This window comes from Actinacidiphila glaucinigra, assembly GCF_035918135.1.
In the GTDB taxonomy this organism is placed as follows: Bacteria; Actinomycetota; Actinomycetes; order Streptomycetales; family Streptomycetaceae; genus Actinacidiphila; species Actinacidiphila glaucinigra.
Genome location: NZ_CP109144.1, coordinates 6,340,412 through 6,362,554 on the forward strand (window position 1 = coordinate 6,340,412; position 22,143 = coordinate 6,362,554).

The window sequence follows — 22,143 nt, forward strand, 5'->3', positions numbered from 1 at the left end:
GGGCGGCAACGTCAGGAGACCCGGCGCACCCAGTACGCGGTGCCCCGGGGCGCGGCGTGCGCCCCGAGGTACTCCTGTTCGCGCATGTCGCACCACGCCGGGATGTCGAGCCGGGCGGCCTCGTCGTCGGAGAGCACCGACACGACGCCGCCCACCGGCACGTCCCCGATGACCTTCGCCAGCTCGATGACCGGAATCGGACACCGCTTGCCGAGCGAGTCCACGACGAGGTCAGGCTCGCCCCCGCCCTGCGCCCCGGCCGTCCGCCCCGCCCCCGCCGCGGGCCCGGACGCCGGCGCGCCGAGCCGCTCCCGCACCGTACGCACCACCTCCGGCAGCACCTCCAGGAAGCGGTCCACGTCGCCGGCCCCCGTGCCCGCCGGCAGCGAGACCCGCACGTTCCCCTCGGACAGCACGCCCATCGCCTTCAGCACATGGCTGGGCGTCAGCGTGCTGGACGTGCACGAGGACCCGGAGGAGACGGAGAAGCCCTCCCGGTCCAGTTCGTGCAGCAGCGCCTCGCCGTCCACGTAGAGGCAGGAGAAGGTCACCACGTTCGGCAGCCGCAGCTCGGGGTGGCCCACCACCTCGACGTCCGGGACGAGTTCGGGCACCGCGGTACGGATGCGGTCGACCAGGGCGGACAGCCGCGCCGCCTCCGCGGTGGCCTCGGCGCGCACCGCCCGCAGGGAGGCCGCGGCGGCGACGATCGCGGGGAGGTCCTCGAAGCCGGGCGCGCGCCCCGACTCCCTTTCGTCCGTGGGTCCCTGGGCCGCGAAGCGGGTGCCCTTGCGGACCGCCAGCAGGCCCACCCCGGAAGGCCCGCCCCATTTGTGGGCGCTCGCCGTCAGCAGCGACCAGCCGCCCGCCACGGCCCCCCAGCCCAGTGACTGGGCGGCGTCGACGAGCAGCGGCACCCCCGCCGCCCGGCACAGCTCGGCGGCCTCGCCGACCGGCTGCACCGTGCCGACCTCGTGGTTGGCGGACTGCAGGCAGGCCAGCGCGGTGTCCTCGCGCAGCGCGGCGCCGAAGGCGCCGGCGTCGACCAGGCCGGTGCGGTCGGTGCCCACCTCCGTGACGTCGGCGTCCTCCACCGCGTGCAGCACGGAGGAGTGTTCGACGGCCGAGACGACCACGTGCCGGCCGACCCGGCGTCGGCCGGCGAGCGCCCCGGCCACCCCCGCGTGCACGGAACGCGTACCCGAAGGAGTGAAAACGAGTTCGTCCGGACGGCAGCCGACGGCGTCGGCCGCGGCCTCCCGGGCGGCGTCGAGCAGCAGCCGGGCGCGGCGCCCCTCGCGGTAGAGCCGGGAGGGGTCGGCCCACCCCTCGTCGAGCGCGGCGAGGAGGGCCTGCCGGGCGACGGGATGCAATGGTGCGGCGGACGCGGCGTCGAAGTAGGGCACGTGCTGCACGCTACGCCCCGGCGTCCCGCCGGGCGTCTGGGGACCAGTCAAAAGCCCCCGAAACGGGGCCCTCCGCAGGTGCGGAGCGGTGCCCGACACCCCTTCGGGGGCAGCCCCGGCGCGTTGGCCCCCCTCCCCGCGCGCCCCAAAATCGAGTCCAGTAGGGTTTGGTCCGCATAAACATCCACACCACTGCCCGCGCCAGGGCGACCGACCAGCACAGGCCGGGCATCCGGACGCGTGGGCGAGACTCTCGGGAAGGCGCTACGTGAGTCCCTACGGCTCCGACCGCTCGTCGCGGCGCCCGATGCGGCGGATTCTGCCGCAGGCGCTGGCCGCGGGCCTGGTCCTTGCGACCGCCACAGGTTGCACATACGAGGACTTCCCCCGCCTCGGCATGCCCAGCCCCGTCACGGAGCAGGCACCCCGGATCCTGTCGCTCTGGCAGGGTTCCTGGGCCGCCGCGCTGGCGGTCGGCGTGCTCGTCTGGGGACTGATCCTCTGGAGCATCATCTTCCACCGGCGCAGCCGCACCAAGGTGGAGATCCCGCCGCAGATCCGCTACAACATGCCGATCGAGGCGCTCTTCACCACGGTCCCGCTGGTCATCATCTCGGTGCTCTTCTACTTCACCGCCCGGGACGAGTCCAAGCTGCTGGAGACCTCGGCGCGCCCCGACCACGTGGTCAACGTGGTCGGCTTCCAGTGGAGCTGGGCCTTCAACTACGTCGAGGACGTGGACGGCGACCCGTCGACGCCGAAGGCCGGCACGGTGCCCGCGGAGCTCTCCTCGATCTCCGCGAAGAAGCTGAACGCGCCCGCTGGTGCCGACGGCGTCTACGACTTCGGGACGCCCGCCTCCAAGAACCAGGACACCGGCAACCCGGGCCCGACCCTGTGGCTCCCCAAGGGCGAGTCGGTCCGGTTCGTCCTCACCTCGCGTGACGTCATCCACTCCTTCTGGGTGGTCCCCTTCCTGATGAAGATGGACGTCATCCCCGGCCACACCAACGTCTTCCAGGTGACCCCCACCAAGGAGGGCACCTTCGTCGGCAAGTGCGCCGAGCTGTGCGGCGTGGACCACTCCCGGATGCTCTTCAACGTCAAGGTCGTCTCCCCGGAGGCCTACAAGCAGCACCTCCAGGACCTGGCGAAGAAGGGCCAGACCGGTTACGTCCCGGCAGGCATTGCCACCACCGGCAACGCCAAGAACGCGGAGACCAAGACCCAGTGAGCATTCTCAACGAACCCCACGGTGCGGCCGCCGCGCACGACGCCTACGCGGACGAGATGCCGGTTCGCACGAAGCAGCCCGGCAACGCCATCGTCAAGTGGCTGACCACCACGGACCACAAGACGATCGGCACGCTCTACCTGGCGACGTCGTTCTTCTTCTTCCTCATCGGTGGCGTGATGGCGCTCGTCATGCGCGCCGAACTCGCCCGCCCGGGCACCCAGGTGGTGTCCAACGAGCAGTTCAACCAGCTCTTCACGATGCACGGCACCGTGATGCTGCTGATGTTCGCGACCCCGCTCTTCGCCGGGTTCGCGAACTGGATCATGCCGCTGCAGATCGGCGCCCCCGACGTTGCGTTCCCGCGGCTGAACATGTTCGCCTACTGGCTCTACCTGTTCGGCTCGCTGATCGCCGTCGCCGGCTTCCTCACCCCGAACGGCGCGGCCGACTTCGGCTGGTTCGCCTACTCCCCGCTGACCGACGCGGTCCGCTCGCCGGGCATCGGCAGCGACCTGTGGATCATGGGTCTGGCGTTCTCCGGCTTCGGTACGATCCTCGGCTCGGTCAACTTCATCACCACGATCATCTGCATGCGCGCCCCCGGCATGACGATGTTCCGGATGCCGATCTTCACCTGGAACGTGCTGCTCACCGGTGTGCTGGTGCTCTTCGCCTTCCCGGTGCTGGCCGCCGCGCTGCTGGCCCTGGAGGCCGACCGCAAGTTCGGGGCGCATGTGTTCGACGCCGCCAACGGCGGCGCATTGCTCTGGCAACACCTCTTCTGGTTCTTCGGGCACCCAGAGGTGTACATCATCGCCTTGCCGTTCTTCGGCATCATCAGTGAGGTCATCCCGGTCTTCTCCCGGAAGCCGATGTTCGGCTACGTCAGCCTCATCGCGGCGACGATCTCCATCGCCGGCCTCTCGGCGACGGTGTGGGCCCACCACATGTACGTCACCGGTGGTGTGCTGCTGCCGTTCTTCTCCTTCATGACCTTCCTGATCGCGGTACCGACCGGTGTGAAGTTCTTCAACTGGATCGGCACCATGTGGAAGGGCTCACTGAGCTTCGAGACACCGATGCTCTGGGCGATCGGCTTCCTGATCACCTTCACCTTCGGTGGTCTGACCGGCGTCATCCTGGCCTCGCCGCCGCTGGACTTCCACGTCTCCGACTCGTACTTCGTGGTGGCGCACTTCCACTACGTCGTCTTCGGAACGGTCGTCTTCGCGATGTTCTCCGGCTTCCACTTCTGGTGGCCGAAGTTCACCGGCAAGATGCTCGACGAGCGCCTGGGCAAGATCACCTTCTGGACGCTGTTCATCGGCTTCCACGGCACCTTCCTGGTCCAGCACTGGCTGGGTGCCGAGGGCATGCCCCGCCGGTACGCGGACTACCTCAACGCCGACGGCTTCACCACGCTGAACACCATCTCGACCATCAGCTCCTTCCTGCTGGGCCTGTCGATGCTGCCGTTCGTCTACAACGTGTGGAAGACGGCGAAGTACGGCAAGCCGGTCGAGGTCGACGACCCGTGGGGTTACGGCCGCTCGCTGGAATGGGCGACCTCCTGCCCGCCGCCGCGGCACAACTTCCTCACGCTGCCGCGCATCCGGTCCGAATCCCCGGCCTTCGACCTCCACCACCCGGAGATGGCCGCTCTGGACCAGCTGGAGAACGTCGGCGCGGCTCCGGCCGTCTCCGGCGGCGACGAGAAGGAGAGCGGCAAGTGAAGTTCCAGGGCAAGCTGTTCCTGTGGCTGTCCGTCTTCTTCCTGGGCATGGCCGTCGTCTACGGCCTGTGGTCCAAGGAGCCGGTCGGCACCACGGCGCTCTTCCTCTCCTTCGGCCTCGCCGTGATGGTCGGTTTCTACCTGGCCTTCACCGCCCGGCGCGCCGACACCGGTGCGCAGGACCGCGAGGACGCGGACGTCGCGGACGACTCCGGCGAACTGGGCTTCTTCAGCCCGCACAGCTGGCAGCCGCTCCTGCTGGCCTTCGGTGGTGCCATGGCCTTCCTGGGCATCATCTTCGGCTGGTGGCTGATCTACTTCGCGTCGCCGTTCATCCTCGTCGGCCTGTGGGGCTGGGTCTTCGAGTACTACCGGGGTGAGAACCGCACCCAGTGAGCGCCCGGCGCCCACGCACCGCACGGCGATGGCCCGGACCCCCGGCAGGGGGTCCGGGCCATCGCCCGTTCGCACGCGCTCGACGGGCGCCGGAGATCATCTCTGCTTAGCGTGGTGACCATGGGTCACTTTTCTCCGCGCCGCATGGCGACCGCGATCGCTGCAGTGACACTCTCCGCGCCGCTGGCCTCCTGTTCGGGCGGCGGCGATCCCCTCGCCAACGCCCCCTACGACGCCGCCGACCAGGTCGTGTGGACCGGGGGAGTCGCCGGGTCGAAGAAGGCCGACCCCAAGAAGCCGCTGGAAATCACCGTCAAGGGTGAAGGCAACCGCATCACCGACGTGACGGCCTCCGACGGTTCGGGACGCTACGTGAGCGGCCGGCTGTCCGCGGACGGCAAGCGCTGGCGCAGCACCTCCAAGCTCTCCGCCGCGGCGCACTACGTCGTCAAGGTGACCACCGAGGACGGGGAGGGCCGCCAGGGCCGCAAGACGCTCTCCGTCGACACCACGGGCACCAAGCGCCACCTGAAGGTCACCTTCGGCCCGGAGAGCGGCACCTACGGCGTCGGACAGCCCATCACCGCGGAACTCAGCGCCGCCGTGAAGGACACCCTCGGCCGGAGCGTCGTCGAGCGCAACCTGCACGTCAACGCCTCGCCGGCGGCCGACGAGGGCGCCTGGTACTGGGTCGACGACAAGACCCTGCACTACCGTCCCAAGACCTACTGGCCCGCACACGCCCGTATCGACGTCCGCAGCACCCTGGACAAGGTGCACATCAAGGGCTCGCTCTACGGAGGCGACGTCAAGCCGCTGACGCTGCGCACCGGCGACCGCGTCGAGGCCGTCACCGACGCTGCCACGCACACCATGACCTTCAAGCGCAACGGCAAGCTCGTCCGCACCATCCCGGTGACCACCGGCAAGCCCGGGTTCTCGACCCGCAACGGCATCAAGGTGGTGCTGGGTCAGGAGGCCAACGTACGGATGCGCAGCGAGACCGTCGGCATCGCCTCGGGCAGTTCCGACTCCTACGACCTGCCCGTCCAGTGGGCCACCCGTGTGACGTGGAGCGGGGAGTACGTGCACGCGGCGCCCTGGTCCGTGGGCTCGCAGGGGATCGCCAACGTCAGCCACGGCTGCGTCGGCATGAGCACCGCCAACGCCCACTGGTTCTTCGACAACGTGCGGGTCGGCGACGTCGTCTCGGTCGTCCACAGTCTGGGCGAGGACATGCCCGCCTTCGGCAACGGCTTCGGTGACTGGAACATGTCGTGGAGCGAGTGGCGCAAGGGCAGCGCGACGGGTGCGCGCAAGGGCGCCGACCCGGCCGTGGCCGACCGTACCGACGCCCCTGCGGCCCGTCTGCAGCCCAAGATGTGACGCTAGGCGCCGACGGCCAGCCGCTGCCTCAGCAGCCCCGCCAGGGCCTCGTTGAGCGCGACCGGGTCGACGGGGTGGCTCACCGCCGCGTCGGCCCGGCTCCAACTGGCCAGCCAGGCGTCCTGGGGGCGCCCGATGAGCACCAGCACGGGCGGGCAGCGGAAGATCTCGTCCTTCACCTGGCGGCACACTCCCATGCCGCCGGCCGGGACGGCCTCGCCGTCGAACACGCACGCGTCGATGCCGCCGCTCTCCAGCGCGCTGAGGACCGCCGGGAGGGTCGCGCACTCCAGGTACTCGACCGGCGGCAGATCGCTCGCAGGGCGGCGGCCGACGGCCAGACGGACCTGTTCCCGGGTGTTCCTGTCGTCGCTGTAGACCAGCACCGTCGCGGTCGTCTGCATCCGTGCCTCCTCGCCTTCGTGGAGTCGCCTGCCTGTGGCCGAACCTTACTCCCGAGCACGGTGCTTCGAGGAGGGTTAGCTCCTTCGGGCGACGCCTTTCCCTACCTCAAGGGCCTTGACACACCGAATGGCACCCCCCGGAGTGAGCGCGAGATAAGGGACCGACATAATGTCGGTCGTGGCGACAGCAACAGCAGTAGAAACCGGGCACGCGCACCCGTCGGTCAACCGGCCGAACCTCACCAGCGTCGGAACCATCATCTGGCTGAGTTCCGAGCTGATGTTCTTCGCGGCCCTCTTCGCGATGTACTTCACCCTTCGCTCGGTCACGGGTGCCGAGTACTGGAAGGCGCACGCCGACGTCCTGGACATCCCGTTCTCGGCGACGAACACCACGATCCTCGTGCTCTCCTCCTTCACCTGCCAGATGGGTGTGTTCGCCGCCGAGCGCGGCGATGTGAAGAAGCTGCGCTCGTGGTTCATCGTGACCTTCGTCATGGGCGCGATCTTCGTCGGCGGTCAGATCTTCGAGTACACCAACCTGGTCAAGGAGGACGGCCTCTCGCTCTCCTCCGACCCGTACGGTTCGGTGTTCTACCTGACCACCGGATTCCACGGTCTGCACGTGACAGGTGGTCTCATCGCCTTCCTGCTGGTCCTGGGACGGACCTACGCGGCACGGCGGTTCACCCACGAGCAGGCCACCGCGGCCATCGTCGTGTCCTACTACTGGCACTTCGTCGATGTCGTCTGGATCGGCCTCTTCGCCACGATCTACCTGATCAAGTAGTCGGACCCGCGCGCGAGTCGCGCACGGTCACGACATCCAGAACCATCGACGCAAGAGATCCTGACACCGGGGTAATCCGTGAAAAAGCTCTCCGCACGACGGCGCCACCCGCTGGCGGCGCTTGTCGTCCTACTTGTCGCGCTCACGGCCATCGGGGGGCTGTACGCCGCGCTCGCGCCGGCGCCCAAGGCTCAGGCGGACGACAGCTCCCAGTCCCTCGCCATCGAAGAGGGCAAGAAGCTGTACACCGTCGGCTGCTCCAGCTGCCACGGTACGTCGGGGCAGGGCGGCAGTGACGGCCCCAGCCTCGTCGGCGTCGGCTCCGCGGCCGTGGACTTCCAGGTCGGCACCGGCCGCATGCCCGCCCAGCAGCCCGGCGCCCAGGTGCCGCGCAAGAAGGTCATCTACGACCAGAAGCAGATCGACCAGCTCGCGGCGTACATCGCCTCGCTGGGCCCCGGCCCGGTCACGCCCACCGAGGAGCAGTACGACCCGGCCGGCGCCGACGCCGCGCGCGGCGGGGAGCTGTTCCGCACCAACTGCGCCCAGTGCCACAACTACCAGGGCAAGGGCGGCGCGCTGACGCACGGCAAGTACGCGCCCACGCTCGAGGGCGTGAGCAACAAGCACCTGTACGAGGCCATGCTGACCGGCCCGCAGAACATGCCGTCCTTCCCCGACACGACGATGCCGGAGGAGAACAAGCGGGAGATCATCGCGTACCTCGACGCCGTCAACGGCGAGGGCGCGCCGAGCCCCGGCGGCATGTCGCTGGGCAGCCTCGGCCCGGTCACCGAGGGTCTCTTCGGCTGGATCTTCGGCCTCGGGGCCCTGATCGCCTGCGCCATTTGGCTCGCGGCCCACACCACCAAGGCGAAGAAGTCATGAGTCAGGACATGTCAGAAGAGAACCTGCCGGACAGGCCGGCACACGAGGGCGGCGGCCAGGTCGCGACCGCGGAGAACCCGTTCGCGGACCCCGGCTTCCCGGCTCACCAGCCGCGCCGCCAGGACATCGACGAGAAGGCCGCGAGGTCCTCCGAGCGCACGGTGGCGTTCCTGTTCACCGTGTCGATGCTCGCCACGCTGGGCTTCATCGCCAGCTTCGTGGTCATCCCGATCGACAAGATCGTCTACATCTGGCCGCTGGGCCACATCAGCGCGCTGAACTTCGCGCTGGGCATGACCCTCGGCGTCTCGCTCTTCGCCATCGGCGCCGGCGCGGTCCACTGGGCCCGCACGCTGATGTCGGACGTCGAGGTCGCCGACGACCGCCACGCGATCGCGGCGACCCCCGAGGTCCGGGCCAAGGTCATGGCCGACTTCGCCGCGGGCACCGGTGAGAGCCAGATCGGCCGCCGCAAGCTGATCCGCAACACCATGCTCGGCGCGCTGACGCTGGTGCCGCTCTCCGGGGTGTTCCTGCTCCGCGACCTCGGCCCGCTGCCGGAGGACAAGCTCCGCCACACGCTGTGGTCCAAGGGCAGGCTGCTGATCAACCAGAACACCAACAAGCCGCTGCGTCCCGAGGACGTCGCCGTCGGCTCGCTGACCTTCGCCGTGCCCGAGGGCCTGGAGGAGGAGCAGCACGACTACCAGGAGCAGCTCGCCAAGGCGGCCCTGATGATCGTCCGCATCCAGCCGAACGACATCAAGGACAAGAAGTCCCGCGACTGGGCGCACCAGGGCATCCTGGCGTTCTCCAAGATCTGCACCCACGTCGGCTGCCCGATCAGCCTCTACGAGCAGCAGACGCACCACGTGCTCTGCCCCTGCCACCAGTCGACGTTCGACCTGTCCGACGGTGCCCGGGTGATCTTCGGCCCCGCCGGTCACGCCCTGCCGCAGCTGCACATCAGTGTGAACGGCGAGGGTTACCTCGAGGCTCTGGGCGACTTCGAAGAGCCCGTGGGCCCTGCGTTTTGGGAGCGTGGATGAGCACCAACACGAGCGCGAGCGCGAAGCCGCGCGGAAAGGCCCCGGCCGGCGAACGCGTCGCCGACTGGGCCGACGGCCGGCTGGGCATCTACAGCCTGGGCAAGGCCAACCTGCGGAAGATCTTCCCGGACCACTGGTCCTTCATGCTGGGCGAGATCGCCCTGTACAGCTTCATCATCATCATCCTGACGGGTGTCTACCTGACGCTGTTCTTCCACCCGGCGATGAACGAGGTCGTCTACGACGGCTCCTACGCGCCGCTGCAGGGCATCAAGATGTCCGAGGCGTACGCCTCGACCCTGCACATCAGCTTCGACGTGCGCGGCGGTCTGCTGGTCCGGCAGATCCACCACTGGGCGGCCATCGTCTTCGTGGCCGCGATGCTCGTGCACATGATGCGCATCTTCTTCACCGGTGCGTTCCGCAAGCCGCGCGAGATCAACTGGGTCTTCGGCTTCCTGCTGCTGTTCCTCGGCATGTTCGACGGCTTCATGGGCTACTCGCTGCCGGACGACCTGCTGTCGGGCACCGGTATCCGCTTCATGGAGGGCGCGGTCCTGTCCGTGCCGATCGTCGGCACGTACCTCTCGTTCTTCCTCTTCGGCGGTGAGTTCCCCGGCGCCGACATCGTGCCGCGGTTCTACACGATCCACGTGCTGCTGATCCCCGGCATCATGGCGGGCCTGCTGGTGGCCCACCTGATCCTGATCGTCTACCACAAGCACACGCAGTGGGCCGGCCCCGGCAAGTCCGAGAAGAACGTCGTGGGCATGCCGTTCTTCCCGGTCTACACGGCCAAGGCGGGCGGCTTCTTCTTCGTGGTCTTCGGTGTCATCGCGGCCATGTCCGCGCTGGTCTCCGTCAACCCGGTGTGGGCCTACGGCCCCTACCGGCCGGACCAGGTGTCGACCGACGCCCAGCCCGACTGGTACATGGGCTTCTCCGAAGGCCTGATCCGCATCATGCCGGGCTGGGAGATCAACTTCGCGGGCCACACGCTCGTCCTGGGCGTGTTCATCCCGCTGGTGATCTTCCCGCTGGTCCTGGGCTTCATGGGCGTCTATCCGTTCCTGGAGTCCTGGGTCACCGGTGACAAGCGCGAGCACCACCTGCTCGACCGGCCGCGCAACCGTCCCGTCCGCACGGGTATCGGCGCCGCCTGGATCAGCCTCTACCTGATCCTGCTCGTCGGTGGTGGCAACGACCTCTTCGCCACCCGCTTCCATCTGTCGATCAACGCGATCACCTGGGTGGTCCGGATCTCGTTCTTCGTGCTGCCGGTGCTGGTCTTCTTCGTCACCAAGCGGATCTGCCTGGGTCTGCAGCGGCGCGACCGGGACAAGGTGCTGCACGGTCGCGAGACCGGCATCATCAAGCGCCTCCCGCACGGTGAGTTCATCGAGATCCACGAGCCGCTGGAGCAGGGCGCGCTGTTCAAGCTCACCCAGCACGAGCAGCCCAAGCCGCTCGAGGTCGGCCCCGAGGTCGACGAGAACGGCGTGGAGAAGAAGGTCGGCCCCACGGAGAAGCTGCGCGCGAGGCTGTCCCGCGGCTACTACGGCGAGGGAACGCAGATCGACAAGCCCACAGTCGAGGAGTACGAGGAGATCACGAGCGGCCACGGTCACCACTGATCACTGAAGCTGTGCCACCGGGCAGGGCCCCGTCCATCCGATGGACGGGGCCCTTTCCCGTTCCCCCGCGCCGATAGGCTGGAGCCGAAGGTTTCCCGCCGCACGTCAGACCCCATGGAGTGGACCATGAGCGTTGTGAACCCCGCCGGAGGCGCATCCGTGGCGGGCGGCTCCTGGCCCGACGTCCTGGGCGCGCTGCTGAACGGCAAGGACCTGACGGCGGCCGAAGCGGCGTGGGCGATGGACCGGATCATGAGCGGCGAGGCCTCGGACGCCCAGGTCGCCGGCTTCATGGTCGCCCTGCGGGCCAAGGGGGAGACCGTCGAGGAGGTCACCGGCCTCGTCGAGTCGATGTACGCGCACGCGGAGCCGCTGCACATCCCGGGCCCCGCCGTGGACATCGTCGGCACCGGCGGCGACCGTGCCAGGACCGTGAACATCTCCACGATGTCCGCCATCGTCATCGCCGGCACGGGCGCGAAGGTCGTCAAGCACGGCAACCGCGCGGCCAGCAGCGCCAGCGGTGCCTCCGACGTCCTGGAGAAGCTCGGCATCAACCTCGACCTGCCCGCCGGCCGGGTGGCGGAGGTAGCCGAGGAAACCGGGATCACCTTCTGCTTCGCCGCGAAGTTCCACCCCGCGATGCGGTTCGCCGCCCCGGCCCGCCGCGACCTGGGCATCCCGACCTCCTTCAACATCCTCGGCCCGCTGACCAACCCGGCCCGGGTGGGCGCCTCCGCCGTGGGGTGCTTCGACACCCGGATGGCCGGTCTGATCGCGGGTGTGCTGGCCCGCCGCGGCTCCTCCGCGCTGGTGTTCCGGGGCGACGACGGGCTGGACGAGCTCACCGTCACGGCCACCTCCCAGGTGTGGGTGGTGCGGGACGGGAAGGTCGAGCAGGAGTCCTTCGACCCGCGCGACGTCGGCATCGAACTGGTGCCGATCGAGGCGCTGCGGGGCGCGGACGCCGCATACAACGCCGACGTCGCCCGCCGGCTGCTGGCCGGCGAGACCGGCCCGGTCCGTGACGCGGTGCTGCTCAACTCGGCGGCCGCGCTGGTGGCGCTGGAGGGTGCGGGTGGCCGGCTGACCGACCGGATCGCGGCCGGGATCGCGCGGGCGGCCGAGTCGGTCGACTCCGGGGCGGCCGCACGGACGCTCGAGCGGTGGGCCGCGGCCACGCAGGCCTGACCACGAGAACCACCACGGAGGGCCGGGGCCGTTGCCCCGGCCCTCCGTGCTGTCCGCCGCTGTTCCGTCCGACCCCGTGCCGTCCGACCCCGTGCCGTCCGACCCCGTGCCGGCCGCTCCCGGGCGGGCCGTCCGGGATGCGGACCGCGGCTTGCGGCGAGGTGCCCGTGTGGCATGATGCTGCGCAGGTCACGAGTGACAGCGAAACGGCCCCGGCCCGCTGTCCGGCAACCCTCCTTCCGTGGCGGGGTGCCCCGGGTGATGACCAGGCCGCAGGCAGCGAGGTCTGCGGCAAGCGCGGTCAGAGGAGTTCCTCCATGAGCAAGCGAATGCGCTAGGGCCTTTCCCGGCCCCCAGCCGCCTCCCCACCCTCCCCGGGCGTCCGCCCGTCGTGCCGAGGGCTGTTCCGTCATCACTGACGTTCCTTCACCCACGCCTGCTCCCAGGAGACTTCGCCATGTCGCTGCGCCCTGCCCTGCCCTCGTCCGTCCGCGCTCCGCTGCCCGTCCTGGGACGCGAGGTCCTCGTGCCGCTCGTGACCGGGGGCGAGGTGGGCTACGCCGCCCTCGACTACGCGGCCAGCGCGCCCGCGCTGCAGCGGGTCTGGGACGACGTGGCGGCCTACGCGCCGTACTACGGCAGCGTGCACCGGGGGGCCGGCTACCTCTCGCAGCTGTCGACCGACCTGTTCGAGCAGAGCCGCGCCACGGTCGCGGAGTTCCTCGGCTGTCGCCCCGGCGACCAGGTGATCTTCACCCGTTCGACCACCGACTCGCTGAACCTGCTGGCCGCCGCCGTACCGGCCGGCACGAGCGTCTTCGTCTTCGAGACCGAGCACCACGCGTCCCTGCTGCCGTGGCGGGAGGCCGACGTGACCTACCTCGGTGCCCCCCGCACCCCGGCGGAGGCCGTGGCGACGCTGGAGCGGGCACTGGCCGCCCGGGCGACGGACGGACCGGCGCTGGTCTGCGTGACCGGGGCGTCCAATGTGACCGGTGAGCTCTGGCCGGTGCGGGAGCTGGCCGCGGCGGCCCACGCCCATGGCGCCCGGATCGTGCTGGACGCGGCGCAGCTCGCCCCGCACCACCCGGTGGACATCGCGGAACTCGACGTGGACTGGGTGGCCTTCTCCGGGCACAAGCTGTACGCGCCCTTCGGCTCCGGCGTGCTCGCCGGCCGCGCCGACTGGCTGTGCGCGGCCGAGCCCTACCTGGCCGGAGGCGGCGCCTCCCGGCGGGTGGCCCGGAGTGCGGACGGCGGGGTGGACGTCGACTGGCACACCACGGCCGCCCGGCACGAGGCCGGCTCGCCCAACGTGATCGGCGCCTACGCGATCGCCTCGGCCTGCCGCGCGCTGACGGAGGCCGGGTTCGACCTGCTGGTCGAGCGGGAGCAGGCGCTGGTGGCCCGCGTGCGGGCCGGACTGGCCGAGGTGCCCGAGGTCAGGGTGCTCTCGCTGTTCGGCGACGACGCCCCCCGGGTCGGTGTCGTCTCCTTCGTCGTCGAGGGCTGGAACAGCTCCCACTTCGCGGCGGCGCTCTCCGCGGAGTACGGGATCGGCGTCCGCGACGGCCTCTTCTGCGCACACCCGCTGCTGCGCACCCTGCTCGGCGCCGCCGACCAGGAGCCGGGCGAGTGCGGTGCCCCCGAGGCCGCCCCGGGCGAGCTTCCGGAGCCTTCGGTCGGGGGCGCCCCCGCGCTCAACGCCATCCGGGTCTCCTTCGGCGCGGGCACCCCGGACGAGCACGTGGAACGCTTCGTCGACGCGGTGCGGGAGCTGGTGTCGGACGGGGCCAAGTGGCGTTACCGGACCGAGGACGGCCGCTGCGTGCCGGACCGGGACCAGGCCTGAGCGGCCCGGCCCCGGTGCGCCGTGCCGGGCGGACCGGTCAGGCGTCCAGGCCGATGGCGAAGGCCGTCTCCAGGTCGTGCTGGGAGTAGGTGCGGAACGCCACGTGGGTGTCGGTGGCCTCGACGCCGGGGATCTTGCTGATCCGGCCCGGGATGACGTCCGCGAGCTCGTCGTGCCGGGCCACCCGCACCATGGCGACCAGGTCGTACGTCCCCGTCACGGAATAGACCTCGCTGACGCTGTCGAGCGCGGCGATGGACTCCGCGATCTCGGGGATACGGTCGACGCTGGTCTTGATGAGCACGATCGCGGTGATCACGGCTGTGGGTCTCCTTGGCTCGCCCTGGCTGCGGGCTCAAGCTTAGGCGTTGCGCGACAGCACACCCACGTGCACAGGAAGCCGCAGACGAAGCCGGTGATGTGGGCGAGGTAGGCCACCCCGGGACCCGTCTGCTGGATCTCGCCGGCGAGCCACTGCAGGACGAACCAGAAGATCAGCACCATCCAGGCCGGGAAGCGCAGCGGCAGGAAGAAGAGGAAGGGGAAGACGCTGGTCACCCGGGCCTTGGGGTAGAGGTAGAGGTACGCGCCGAGCACCCCGGAGATCGCCCCGGACGCGCCGACCAGGGTCTGCGTGGAGGAGGTGTGCCCGAGCGCGTAGCCGTACGTCGCCACGTAGCCGGAGGCGATGTAGAAGAGCAGGAAGCGGAAGCGGCCCATGCGGTTCTCGACGTTGTCGCCGAAGACCCAGAGGAAGAGCATGTTGCCGAGCAGGTGGAACCAACCGCCGTGCACGAACAGCGCGGTGAGCACCGACACGAACGGTGAGGTGGCGAAGGACCCGAGGGGCGGGCAGCCGGTCGGCATCGGCACCTGCGCCAGGGGGATGTGCCCGTGCCAGAGCTCGGTGGGGATGACACCCCAGCGGGCGAAGTACGTCGCCTGGGCGCACACCTGATCGTGGCCCATGCCGTACATGTAGTTGAGCCCGGAGGACGGGCTGATGAGGAACAGCACCCCGCACAGCCCGATCAGCGCGTACGTCACCACGGGTGTGCGGTGGACGGGGTTCTTGTCGTACACCGGGATGACCATGGACCGATCATGACGGAACGGGTGTAACGGGCGCGGGGCGCCTCGCCGCAGCGCGCGGGACCACCGAGGCCGTAGGGTGACCGGAACGCATCCGCGCGACCGAGGAGACGACCGATGCCGGTGCCCCTGCCGACCGTCACGACCCGCTGGCGTTGCACCCTGTGCGGCAATCTGACCCGGTTCGACGTCACCCGCTCCAGCAAGGTCGTGGAGTACGTCCACCTGGACCTGGCGGGCGAGCCCTCGGTCGAGGAGCGCGAGGTGCTCAGCGAGACCGTGGAGTCGGTGCGCTGCCGCTGGTGCAACGCCGTGGACCAGGTCGAACTGGTCGACCGCCCCGACACGGCGGCGGCGACGCAGGCCTGAGCGCGGCCGGGGACAATAGAAGAATGCGGCGCGGCCAGAGAGGTTGAAGGAGGCCGGGGAGGCGCCCACGGACTGGACGGAGTGAGGGTGGACGGGACCGGCGGTAACCCGGGCCGCGGCGAGGAAGCTGCCGCGCCCGAGACCGCGGCTGCGCCGGAGGGGTCCGTCCACGGCGAGTCGCTGGACCGTCCGCTGCCCGAGGGCGTACGGCACCGCGTGGTCGCCCTGGCGGCGGAGGCGTTCGGCGGGCTGACCCCGGCCGAGCTGCCCGCCGTGCTGCGCCCCTACGCCCGGTTCACCCCGAGCCGCCGCGCCAAGTTCGCCGCGACCGCGCTGGCCACGGCACTGGAGGGCGACCCGTCCTTCCGGCAGCGGGTGGGCGCCCGGCTGCGCGAGTCCGAGCCGGAGCTGTGCGAGGCGCTGGACGCCGGCACTCCGCCCCCCGCGGTCGACCCGCTGGACGTGGCGGCCGCCGCATACCTGCTGCGCCCCGCGGGCTGGGCCAAGCTGGTGGCCGCGGCGGGCGAGGAGGCGCAGCGGGTCAGCGCCGAACGGGCGGGCGAGGAGGCGCAGCGCGAGCTGCGGCAGCTGAAGGCGGAACTGGACGAGGTCCGGACCCAGTCCCGTACCGAGGCCGTGCGGGTCCGCACCGAGCTGGATGCGGCCCGTAAGGAGGCCGAGTCGCTGCAGCGCAAGCTGCGCAGTGCGGCGAGCGACGTGAAGCGGGCCGAGGCCGCGCTGCGCAAGGTCGAGGCCGAACTGGACGAGACGCGCGCGGCCGCGGCCGTGGAGAAGGCGTCGGCGGACGGTGAGGCACGCCGGCTGCGGGCCCGGCTCGTCGAGGCCGAGCAGGCGGTGGAGGCGTCCCGCCGGGCGGCCCGCGAGGGCCGCAGCACCGAGGACATGCGTCTGCGGCTGCTGCTGGACACCGTCCTCGACGCCGCTTCGGGACTGCGCCGGGAGCTGGCGCTGCCGCCGCGCGACACCCTGGGCGCTCGGCCCGCGGACACCGTCGACGCCGTGACGCCTGGGGCGATCAGCCCCAAGGACATCGCGCGGCGCGCCCTGTCGGAGGACGATCCGGCACTGCTGGACCAGCTGCTGGCGCTGCCGCAGTCCCATCTGGTGGTCGACGGCTACAACGTGACCAAGACCGGTTATCCGGCGCTGCCGTTGGAGAAGCAGCGGCTGCGGCTGCTGGGCGGCCTGGCGGTGCTGGCGGCGCAGAGCGGCGCCGAGGTCACCTGCGTCTTCGACGGGGCCGATCTGGACGCCCCGGTGCTGCTGGCGCCGCCGCGCGGGGTGCGGGTGCTGTTCAGCAAGGCCGGTGAGACGGCGGACGAGTTGATCCGGCGTCTGGTTCGGGCGGAACCTCCCGGTCGTCCGATTGTGGTGGTTTCTTCCGATCGCGAAGTTGCTGACGGTGTGGCCCGTGCCGGTGCCCGCCCGGTCGCATCCACCTTGCTGCTGAAGCGACTTGCCCGGGTGTGACCTGGAGCACACCGTGGGGTGCGTGAGGCGCTTTTTGTGGACTCAGCGTCAACTCGTCATCACTGCACGTGCGATATGTGTAAAGAAACCGCAGCCGAGCGACTTTTTTTCTTCAGGGATTTGATCCGATCACAAGATGGTCACTATGGTCGTGCCTCGAACCTCTGCCCAGTCGATCATCCACTCAGGATGGCGGCGGAGGTCCCGCCGATCTGAAGTGCCGCGCGTACGACGGGGGACGCCGACGCTCAGGGCCGGGGAACGCAGTTCCCGATGCATGCGGCAGGCGGCTGGAGGAAGAAGGAGCTCGCCCGAGTGGCGTCCCACCGTCGTCCCAAGCAGGCCAGTCGCACACGTGTCACCGTGCTCACCGCGACCGCCGCCGCAGCCGTCGCCCTGTCCGCGCAGGCGGCCCAGGCCGCTCCCGCCAAGCCCTCCGTCAAGAGCGTGAAGGCCAAGGTCGACGGCCTCTACGAGCAGGCCGAGCAGGCGACCGAGAAGTTCAACGGCGCCAAGGAGAAGCAGCAGAAGCTGCAGAAGCAGGTCGAGGACCTGCAGGACGAGGTGGCCCGCGAGCAGTCCGAGCTCAACGACCTGCAGGACGACCTCGGCACCCTGGCCAGCGCCCAGTACCGCAGCGGCGGCATCGACCCGTCGCTCCAGCTCTTCCTCTCCGCCGACCCGGACAGCTACCTCGACAAGGCGTCCACGCTCGACCAGCTGAGCACCAAGCAGGCCGAGGGGCTCCAGCAGATCGCGGAGAAGAAGCGCACCCTCAACCAGCAGAAGGCGGAGGCCGCGAGCAAGCTCAACGAGCTCGACGAGACCCGCACCGAACTGGGCAAGAAGAAGAAGGAAGTCCAGGCGAAGCTCGGCGAGGCGCAGAAGCTGCTCAACTCGCTGACCGCCGCCCAGCGGGCGTCCCTGACCGCCGCGGAGAACCGCGCCAACCGCTCCAACGAGCGGGTCGACCTGGGCAACGACCTCCCGGCCTCCTCGCTGGCCGCCGCGGCCCTCTCCGCCGCCAAGACCAAGCTGGGTTCGCCGTACGTCTACGGCGCCACCGGCCCGAGCTCCTTCGACTGCTCCGGCCTCACCTCCTGGGCCTACGCCCAGGCCGGCGCCGGCATACCGCGCACCTCCCAGTCCCAGGCCAACGCCGGCACCCGGCTGTCGATGAGCCAGCTGATGCCCGGCGACCTCGTCATCTTCTACGGCGACCAGCACCACGTGGGGCTCTACGCGGGCAACGGCCAGGTCCTGCACGCGCCGCGCACCGGCACTGTCGTGCGCTACGAGTCCATCAACAACATGCCGTTCCAGTTCGGCGTCCGCATCTGAGATCCGGGCCGAAACGGCGGAGCCCGTTGAACCTATCGGGTGATCTCGTACGGTGACGGCCCGGCGGTGACCTGCGCAAGCAGGGCGCCGTCGGGCCGCCCGGCGGTACACGGCCTTTGAAGTCCCCGTGTCCGGCTGACTACTGTCAGTCGACGTGCCATCCCATCGACGCATTCCGCAACCCGGCCGGGCCCCGCGTACCACCAGGGTCACGGTCCTGACGGCGGCGGCCACCGCCGCCGCCGCGATGGCGGGCGCGGCCACCACCGCGCAGACGGCCGCCGCCGACCCGGCGGACGCCCCGGGCGATGTCGCGGCCCGCATCGACCACCTCTACACCCAGGCGGAGCGGGCCACCGAGCAGTTCAACGCCGCCCGCGAGAACACCCAGCGGCTCCGGCGCGAGGTGGAGGTGCTCCAGGACCGCGCCGCGCGCGGCCAGGAGCGGGTCAACCGGCTCCGCGACGACCTCGGCACGCTCGCCGGGGCCCAGTACCGCGGCGGGGGAGTGGACCCCACCCTCGCCCTGCTGCTCTCGCCCGACCCGGCGACCTATCTCGACCGGGCCGCCACCCTCGACCGGATCAGCAGCCGCGGCAACGCGCGACTCGGCGAACTCCGCTCCGCCCAGCGCTTCCTGGACCAGGAACGTTCCCGGGCCACCGATCGGCTCGGCGAGCTGGAGCGGGCCCGCACCAGCCTCACCGTCCGGAAGAAGGCCGTGCAGCACAAGCTGATGGCGGCCGCGCGCCTGGTCAACTCCCTCTCCCCGCAGGAGCGGGCCCGACTCGCCGGCCGCCTGGAGGCCCGTGCCTCCCGTTCCGGCCGCACGGTCGACATCCCGGACCTCGGCCCGCTGTCGCTGCGCGCCGCGACGGCCGTCGCCGCCGCGCGCTCCGCCGTCGGCGCCCCCTACGTGTGGGGTGCCACCGGCCCCGGTTCCTTCGACTGCTCCGGCCTGATGGTCTGGGCGTACCGCCAGGCCGGCGTGGGCCTGCCCCGCACCTCGCAGGCCCAGCTGAACGCCGGGCGGCACGTACCGCTCAGCCAGGCGCGCCCCGGCGATCTGGTCCTCTACCGCGGCGACGCCAGCCACGTCGCCATGTACGTCGGCGACGGCCAGGTCATCCACGCCCCCTACCCCGGCGCCCGGGTCCGCTACGACCCCGTCGCCATGCTGCCGGTCTCCGCGGTGACCCGGCCCACGTGAGCGCCGCCGCCGGGACCGTACGATCGGCGGCGTGGCCCTCTTCCGCTCGCCGACCCGCGCCGTGGCCGCCGCGCTGTGCGCCGCGGCGGTGCTCCTCGCGGGCTGCGGACCCTCGGGCGGCGGTGCGGCGGAGCACGCGCTCCCCGGGGACCCGGTCGTCCGGCAACTGCTGGAACGGCGGGCCGACGCGGTCCTGGACCGCGACGAGAAGGCCTACCTGGCCGATGTGACGCCCGCCCGGCGCGACGCCGAGCGCCGGGTCTTCCGCAATCTCCGGGTGCTCCCGCTCGCCTCCTGGTCGTACCGGCTGGTCTCCACGGAGGGCGCCGACCCGGTGACCGCCCGCGTCGAGCTGCGCTACCGCCTCAAGGGCTATGACAGCGCCCCGGTGACCACGGACGAGTCCCTGCTGCTGCGCACCGACGGCGGCGGACGCTGGCGGGTGGCCGGCGACGGCGATCCGGGCGGCCTGCTGTGGGAGCAGGGGGCGCTGCACGTCGTCCGCGGCAGCCACAGCCTCGTCCTCGGCACCGGCGACCGCGAGGAGCTGGCCCGGTACGCCACCGACGCGGACCGGGCCGTCCCGCAGGTGCGGCGGGCCTGGGGCGGGAAGGGCTGGACCGGGCGGGTGGTGCTGGAGGTGCCCTCCTCCCTGCGGCGCATGGGCCAACTGCTGGACGCCCCCGCCGAGACGTACGCGGGCGTCGCGGCCGTCACCACCGGGGAGGCCGGCGGCAGCGGCACCGCCCCCGCCGGACGCGTCATCGTCAACCCCGAGGCCTTCGCCGGGCTGTCGGCCTTCGGCCGCCAGGTCGTACTCACCCACGAGACCACCCATGTCGCCACGCGCGCCGCGACGACCTCCCGCACCCCGATGTGGCTCTCCGAGGGCTTCGCCGACTGGGTCGCCTACCGGGACTCCGGCCGTACGGCGCCGAGCCTGGCACCCGAGCTGCGCCGCGACGTCACGGCCTCCGGCCCGCCCGGGCACCTCCCCGCGGACGCCGACTTCGCGCCCGGCGCGACCGCTCAGGCCCAGGCGTACGAAGGCGCCTGGCTGGCCTGCCGGCTCATCGCCGACACCTGGGGCGCCGACCGGCTGGTCGCGCTGTACCGTTCCGGTGCGGATCTGCGCGGCACGCTCGGCATCGACGAGGACGCCCTCACCGAGCGCTGGCGGGCCTACGTCGAGGGGGAGTTGGGATGAGCGGCACGGACGGGGACTTCACGCCGGAAGAGACCGCCCGCGGCAGGGCGCTGCGCCGCGCGCAACTGCCCTTCGTGCTCGGCGGCCGCCTCGCCGGGCTCGCACTGCTGCTGGTACTGGGGCTGACCCCCGCGGGCGCCGCCCTCACCGGGCTGTTCGGCGACGCCCGGGCCCTGCGCGTCCTGGCCGGCGGCCTGCTGCTGGTGCTGCTCCAGCAGGCGGTCACCCTGCCGTTCTCCGCCCGGGTCCGCGTCATCCGGCGCCGCTACGGGCTCGTCACGCAGGGCTGGGGCGGCTGGGCCGTCGACGTCCTGCGCGGGCTGCTCGTCACCGTTCCGCTGGCGCTGGCCGCGCTGTACGGCTACTACGGCCTCGGCTGGGCCTGGGCGGCCCTGGGCGCCGTCTGCGCGGCCGTCGTGCTGTCCTGGCTCGCCCCCGTCGTGCTGGAGCCGCTCTTCAACCGCTTCCGGCCGATGGAGGACGGGCCCCTGCGCGACGCGCTGCTGGCGCTGGCGGAGCGGGACCGGATCCCCGTACGGGCGGTGCTCGTCGCCGACGCGTCCCGGCGGACGACCGCGCTCAACGCCTACGTCTCCGGCTTCGGGCGCACCCGGCGGATCGTCGCCTACGACACGCTGCTCGGCACGGCCCCGGCGGCCGAGGTCGAACTCGTCGTCGCCCACGAACTGGGACACGTCAAGCACCGTGACGTGCTGCGCGGCACCCTGCTCGGCGCCCTCGGCGCGGGAGCGGGGGTGTGCGTGCTCTCCGCGGTCATGGCCGCCTCCTCCCACGGCACGGACGACCCGCGCGGGCTGTTCCTGCTGGCGGCGGCGGCCGCGGTGCTGTCGGCGTGCGCCGGGCCGTTCGGCTGCGCGCTGAGCCGGCGCGTCGAACGGCGGGCGGACACGCACGCGCTGGAACTCACCGGGGACGCCGAGCGGTTCATCGCCATGCAGCGCCGCCTCACCGTCACCAACGTCTCCGACCCCGACCCCCCGCGCCTTCTGCACGCCCTCTTCGGCACGCACCCCACCCCCGTCCAGCGCATCGCCGCCGCCCGCGCCTTCGCGGCCGCCACGGGTTAGTCCGCGGCCCGCGGCGAGGGAGTTGCGGGCGGTCACCCGGGCCGTACGCGTCACCCCACGATCAGCCGCACGGCGTGTCCGTGGCTTTCGAGGCCGCCGGCCCCGTGGGCCGCAGGGCCGTACGCCTCCGGGCGGACGGGGCCGTGACGCCCACGCGGGCCTTCGCGGGCCGTCCGCGCAGCGGTGCATGCGGCGCCCGGGATCGCTCGCCTCCTCCGGGTCGGCAGCGCAGCCTGCGCGCGGGCCTCACCCGGATCCGCCGCTTCGCGGCCTCGTGGCCCCGTGGGCCGTCCGCGGTCACGGGTGTCCCGGGAACGTCGGTTGCGCCCGCGCGTCCGTCTGCCCGGCGGGTCGCAGGGCCGTGCGCCTCCGGGCGGCCC

20 protein-coding genes and 1 riboswitch are annotated in these 22,143 nt (G+C 71.3%); of the genes, 16 read left to right on the forward strand and 4 right to left on the reverse strand.

The genetic code is table 11. The features are described 5' to 3' along the window. Window positions 1-11 precede the first annotated feature (11 nt). A complete protein-coding gene (locus OIE69_RS28510) occupies window positions 12-1,406 on the reverse strand; it encodes a cysteine desulfurase/sulfurtransferase TusA family protein (RefSeq protein WP_326576762.1) in 1,395 nt (464 codons plus the stop codon). Window positions 1,407-1,674: 268 nt separating this feature from the next. On the opposite strand from OIE69_RS28510, the gene ctaC reads away from it, so the two are divergent. The 4 genes from ctaC (at window position 1,675) to OIE69_RS28530 (ending at window position 6,157) form a co-directional block, all read left to right on the forward strand. Then, window positions 1,675-2,640, forward strand: a complete 966-nt coding sequence (gene ctaC, locus OIE69_RS28515) for an aa3-type cytochrome oxidase subunit II (RefSeq protein ID WP_326576763.1) — start codon at window positions 1,675-1,677, stop codon at window positions 2,638-2,640. After that, the gene (ctaD, locus tag OIE69_RS28520; RefSeq protein WP_089221847.1) at window positions 2,637-4,376 is read left to right on the forward strand and encodes an aa3-type cytochrome oxidase subunit I; all 1,740 of its coding nucleotides are present in this window, start codon (window positions 2,637-2,639) and stop codon (window positions 4,374-4,376) included. The genes ctaC and ctaD overlap by 4 nt, the downstream gene beginning before the upstream one ends. Further along, window positions 4,373-4,771: a cytochrome c oxidase subunit 4 gene (locus OIE69_RS28525; protein WP_018557033.1), complete on the forward strand. Its 399-nt coding sequence runs from the start codon at window positions 4,373-4,375 to the stop codon at window positions 4,769-4,771. Before ctaD ends, OIE69_RS28525 begins: the two co-directional genes overlap by 4 nt. Before the next feature lie 120 nt (window positions 4,772-4,891). Beyond that, window positions 4,892-6,157: a L,D-transpeptidase gene (locus OIE69_RS28530; protein ID WP_326576764.1), complete on the forward strand. Its 1,266-nt coding sequence runs from the start codon at window positions 4,892-4,894 to the stop codon at window positions 6,155-6,157. Window positions 6,158-6,159: 2 nt separating this feature from the next. Here the strand turns inward: OIE69_RS28530 and OIE69_RS28535 are convergent, their stop codons facing one another. Beyond that, complete coding sequence (locus tag OIE69_RS28535) at window positions 6,160-6,561, reverse strand: hypothetical protein (protein ID WP_326576765.1); 402 nt, start codon at window positions 6,559-6,561, stop codon at window positions 6,160-6,162. A gap of 169 nt (window positions 6,562-6,730) precedes the next feature. Here OIE69_RS28535 and ctaE point away from each other — a divergent pair, with 169 nt between their 5' ends. From ctaE to OIE69_RS28565, 6 genes are all read left to right on the forward strand, one after another. Then, on the forward strand, window positions 6,731-7,351 hold the full coding sequence (gene ctaE, locus OIE69_RS28540; protein ID WP_326576766.1) for an aa3-type cytochrome oxidase subunit III: 621 nt from the start codon (window positions 6,731-6,733) through the stop codon (window positions 7,349-7,351). A gap of 78 nt (window positions 7,352-7,429) precedes the next feature. Then, window positions 7,430-8,239 (forward strand): cytochrome bc1 complex diheme cytochrome c subunit, encoded by an 810-nt coding sequence (gene qcrC / locus OIE69_RS28545; protein ID WP_326576767.1) that lies wholly within the window; start codon window positions 7,430-7,432, stop codon window positions 8,237-8,239. Between the two features lie 8 nt (window positions 8,240-8,247). Next, window positions 8,248-9,288 carry a cytochrome bc1 complex Rieske iron-sulfur subunit gene (qcrA, locus tag OIE69_RS28550; protein WP_326576768.1) on the forward strand — a complete coding sequence of 347 codons (1,041 nt, stop codon included), beginning with the start codon at window positions 8,248-8,250 and terminating at the stop codon, window positions 9,286-9,288. Continuing rightward, window positions 9,285-10,922, forward strand: coding sequence for a cytochrome bc1 complex cytochrome b subunit (qcrB, locus tag OIE69_RS28555; RefSeq protein WP_326576769.1), 1,638 nt, complete (start codon window positions 9,285-9,287; stop codon window positions 10,920-10,922). Before qcrA ends, qcrB begins: the two co-directional genes overlap by 4 nt. A 126-nt stretch (window positions 10,923-11,048) precedes the next feature. After that, window positions 11,049-12,113, forward strand: coding sequence for an anthranilate phosphoribosyltransferase (trpD, locus tag OIE69_RS28560; protein ID WP_326576770.1), 1,065 nt, complete (start codon window positions 11,049-11,051; stop codon window positions 12,111-12,113). 187 nt (window positions 12,114-12,300) lie between these two features. Continuing rightward, a riboswitch (SAM riboswitch) is annotated at window positions 12,301-12,417 on the forward strand. A 153-nt stretch (window positions 12,418-12,570) separates the two neighbouring features. Then, the gene (locus OIE69_RS28565; RefSeq protein ID WP_326576771.1) at window positions 12,571-13,965 is read left to right on the forward strand and encodes an aminotransferase class V-fold PLP-dependent enzyme; all 1,395 of its coding nucleotides are present in this window, start codon (window positions 12,571-12,573) and stop codon (window positions 13,963-13,965) included. A 37-nt stretch (window positions 13,966-14,002) separates the two neighbouring features. Here the strand turns inward: OIE69_RS28565 and OIE69_RS28570 are convergent, their stop codons facing one another. Both OIE69_RS28570 and OIE69_RS28575 read right to left on the reverse strand, forming a co-directional pair. Further along, complete coding sequence (locus tag OIE69_RS28570) at window positions 14,003-14,284, reverse strand: Lrp/AsnC family transcriptional regulator (protein ID WP_018557042.1); 282 nt, start codon at window positions 14,282-14,284, stop codon at window positions 14,003-14,005. Beyond that, window positions 14,281-15,060, reverse strand: a complete 780-nt coding sequence (locus OIE69_RS28575) for a rhomboid family intramembrane serine protease (protein WP_326576772.1) — start codon at window positions 15,058-15,060, stop codon at window positions 14,281-14,283. The genes OIE69_RS28570 and OIE69_RS28575 overlap by 4 nt, the downstream gene beginning before the upstream one ends. A gap of 114 nt (window positions 15,061-15,174) precedes the next feature. Between OIE69_RS28575 and OIE69_RS28580 the strand changes: the two genes are divergently transcribed. From OIE69_RS28580 to OIE69_RS28605, 6 genes are all read left to right on the forward strand, one after another. Beyond that, complete coding sequence (locus OIE69_RS28580) at window positions 15,175-15,426, forward strand: hypothetical protein (protein WP_018557044.1); 252 nt, start codon at window positions 15,175-15,177, stop codon at window positions 15,424-15,426. An 87-nt stretch (window positions 15,427-15,513) separates the two neighbouring features. Next, window positions 15,514-16,917 carry an NYN domain-containing protein gene (locus OIE69_RS28585; RefSeq protein WP_392567579.1) on the forward strand — a complete coding sequence of 468 codons (1,404 nt, stop codon included), beginning with the start codon at window positions 15,514-15,516 and terminating at the stop codon, window positions 16,915-16,917. A 315-nt stretch (window positions 16,918-17,232) separates the two neighbouring features. Further along, a complete protein-coding gene (locus OIE69_RS28590) occupies window positions 17,233-18,258 on the forward strand; it encodes a C40 family peptidase (protein ID WP_326576773.1) in 1,026 nt (341 codons plus the stop codon). 154 nt (window positions 18,259-18,412) lie between these two features. Then, window positions 18,413-19,468, forward strand: coding sequence for a C40 family peptidase (locus tag OIE69_RS28595; RefSeq protein WP_326576774.1), 1,056 nt, complete (start codon window positions 18,413-18,415; stop codon window positions 19,466-19,468). A gap of 31 nt (window positions 19,469-19,499) precedes the next feature. Further along, window positions 19,500-20,675, forward strand: coding sequence for a hypothetical protein (locus OIE69_RS28600; RefSeq protein ID WP_326576775.1), 1,176 nt, complete (start codon window positions 19,500-19,502; stop codon window positions 20,673-20,675). After that, the gene (locus tag OIE69_RS28605; protein WP_326576776.1) at window positions 20,672-21,763 is read left to right on the forward strand and encodes a M48 family metallopeptidase; all 1,092 of its coding nucleotides are present in this window, start codon (window positions 20,672-20,674) and stop codon (window positions 21,761-21,763) included. Before OIE69_RS28600 ends, OIE69_RS28605 begins: the two co-directional genes overlap by 4 nt. Window positions 21,764-22,143: the final 380 nt, after the last annotated feature.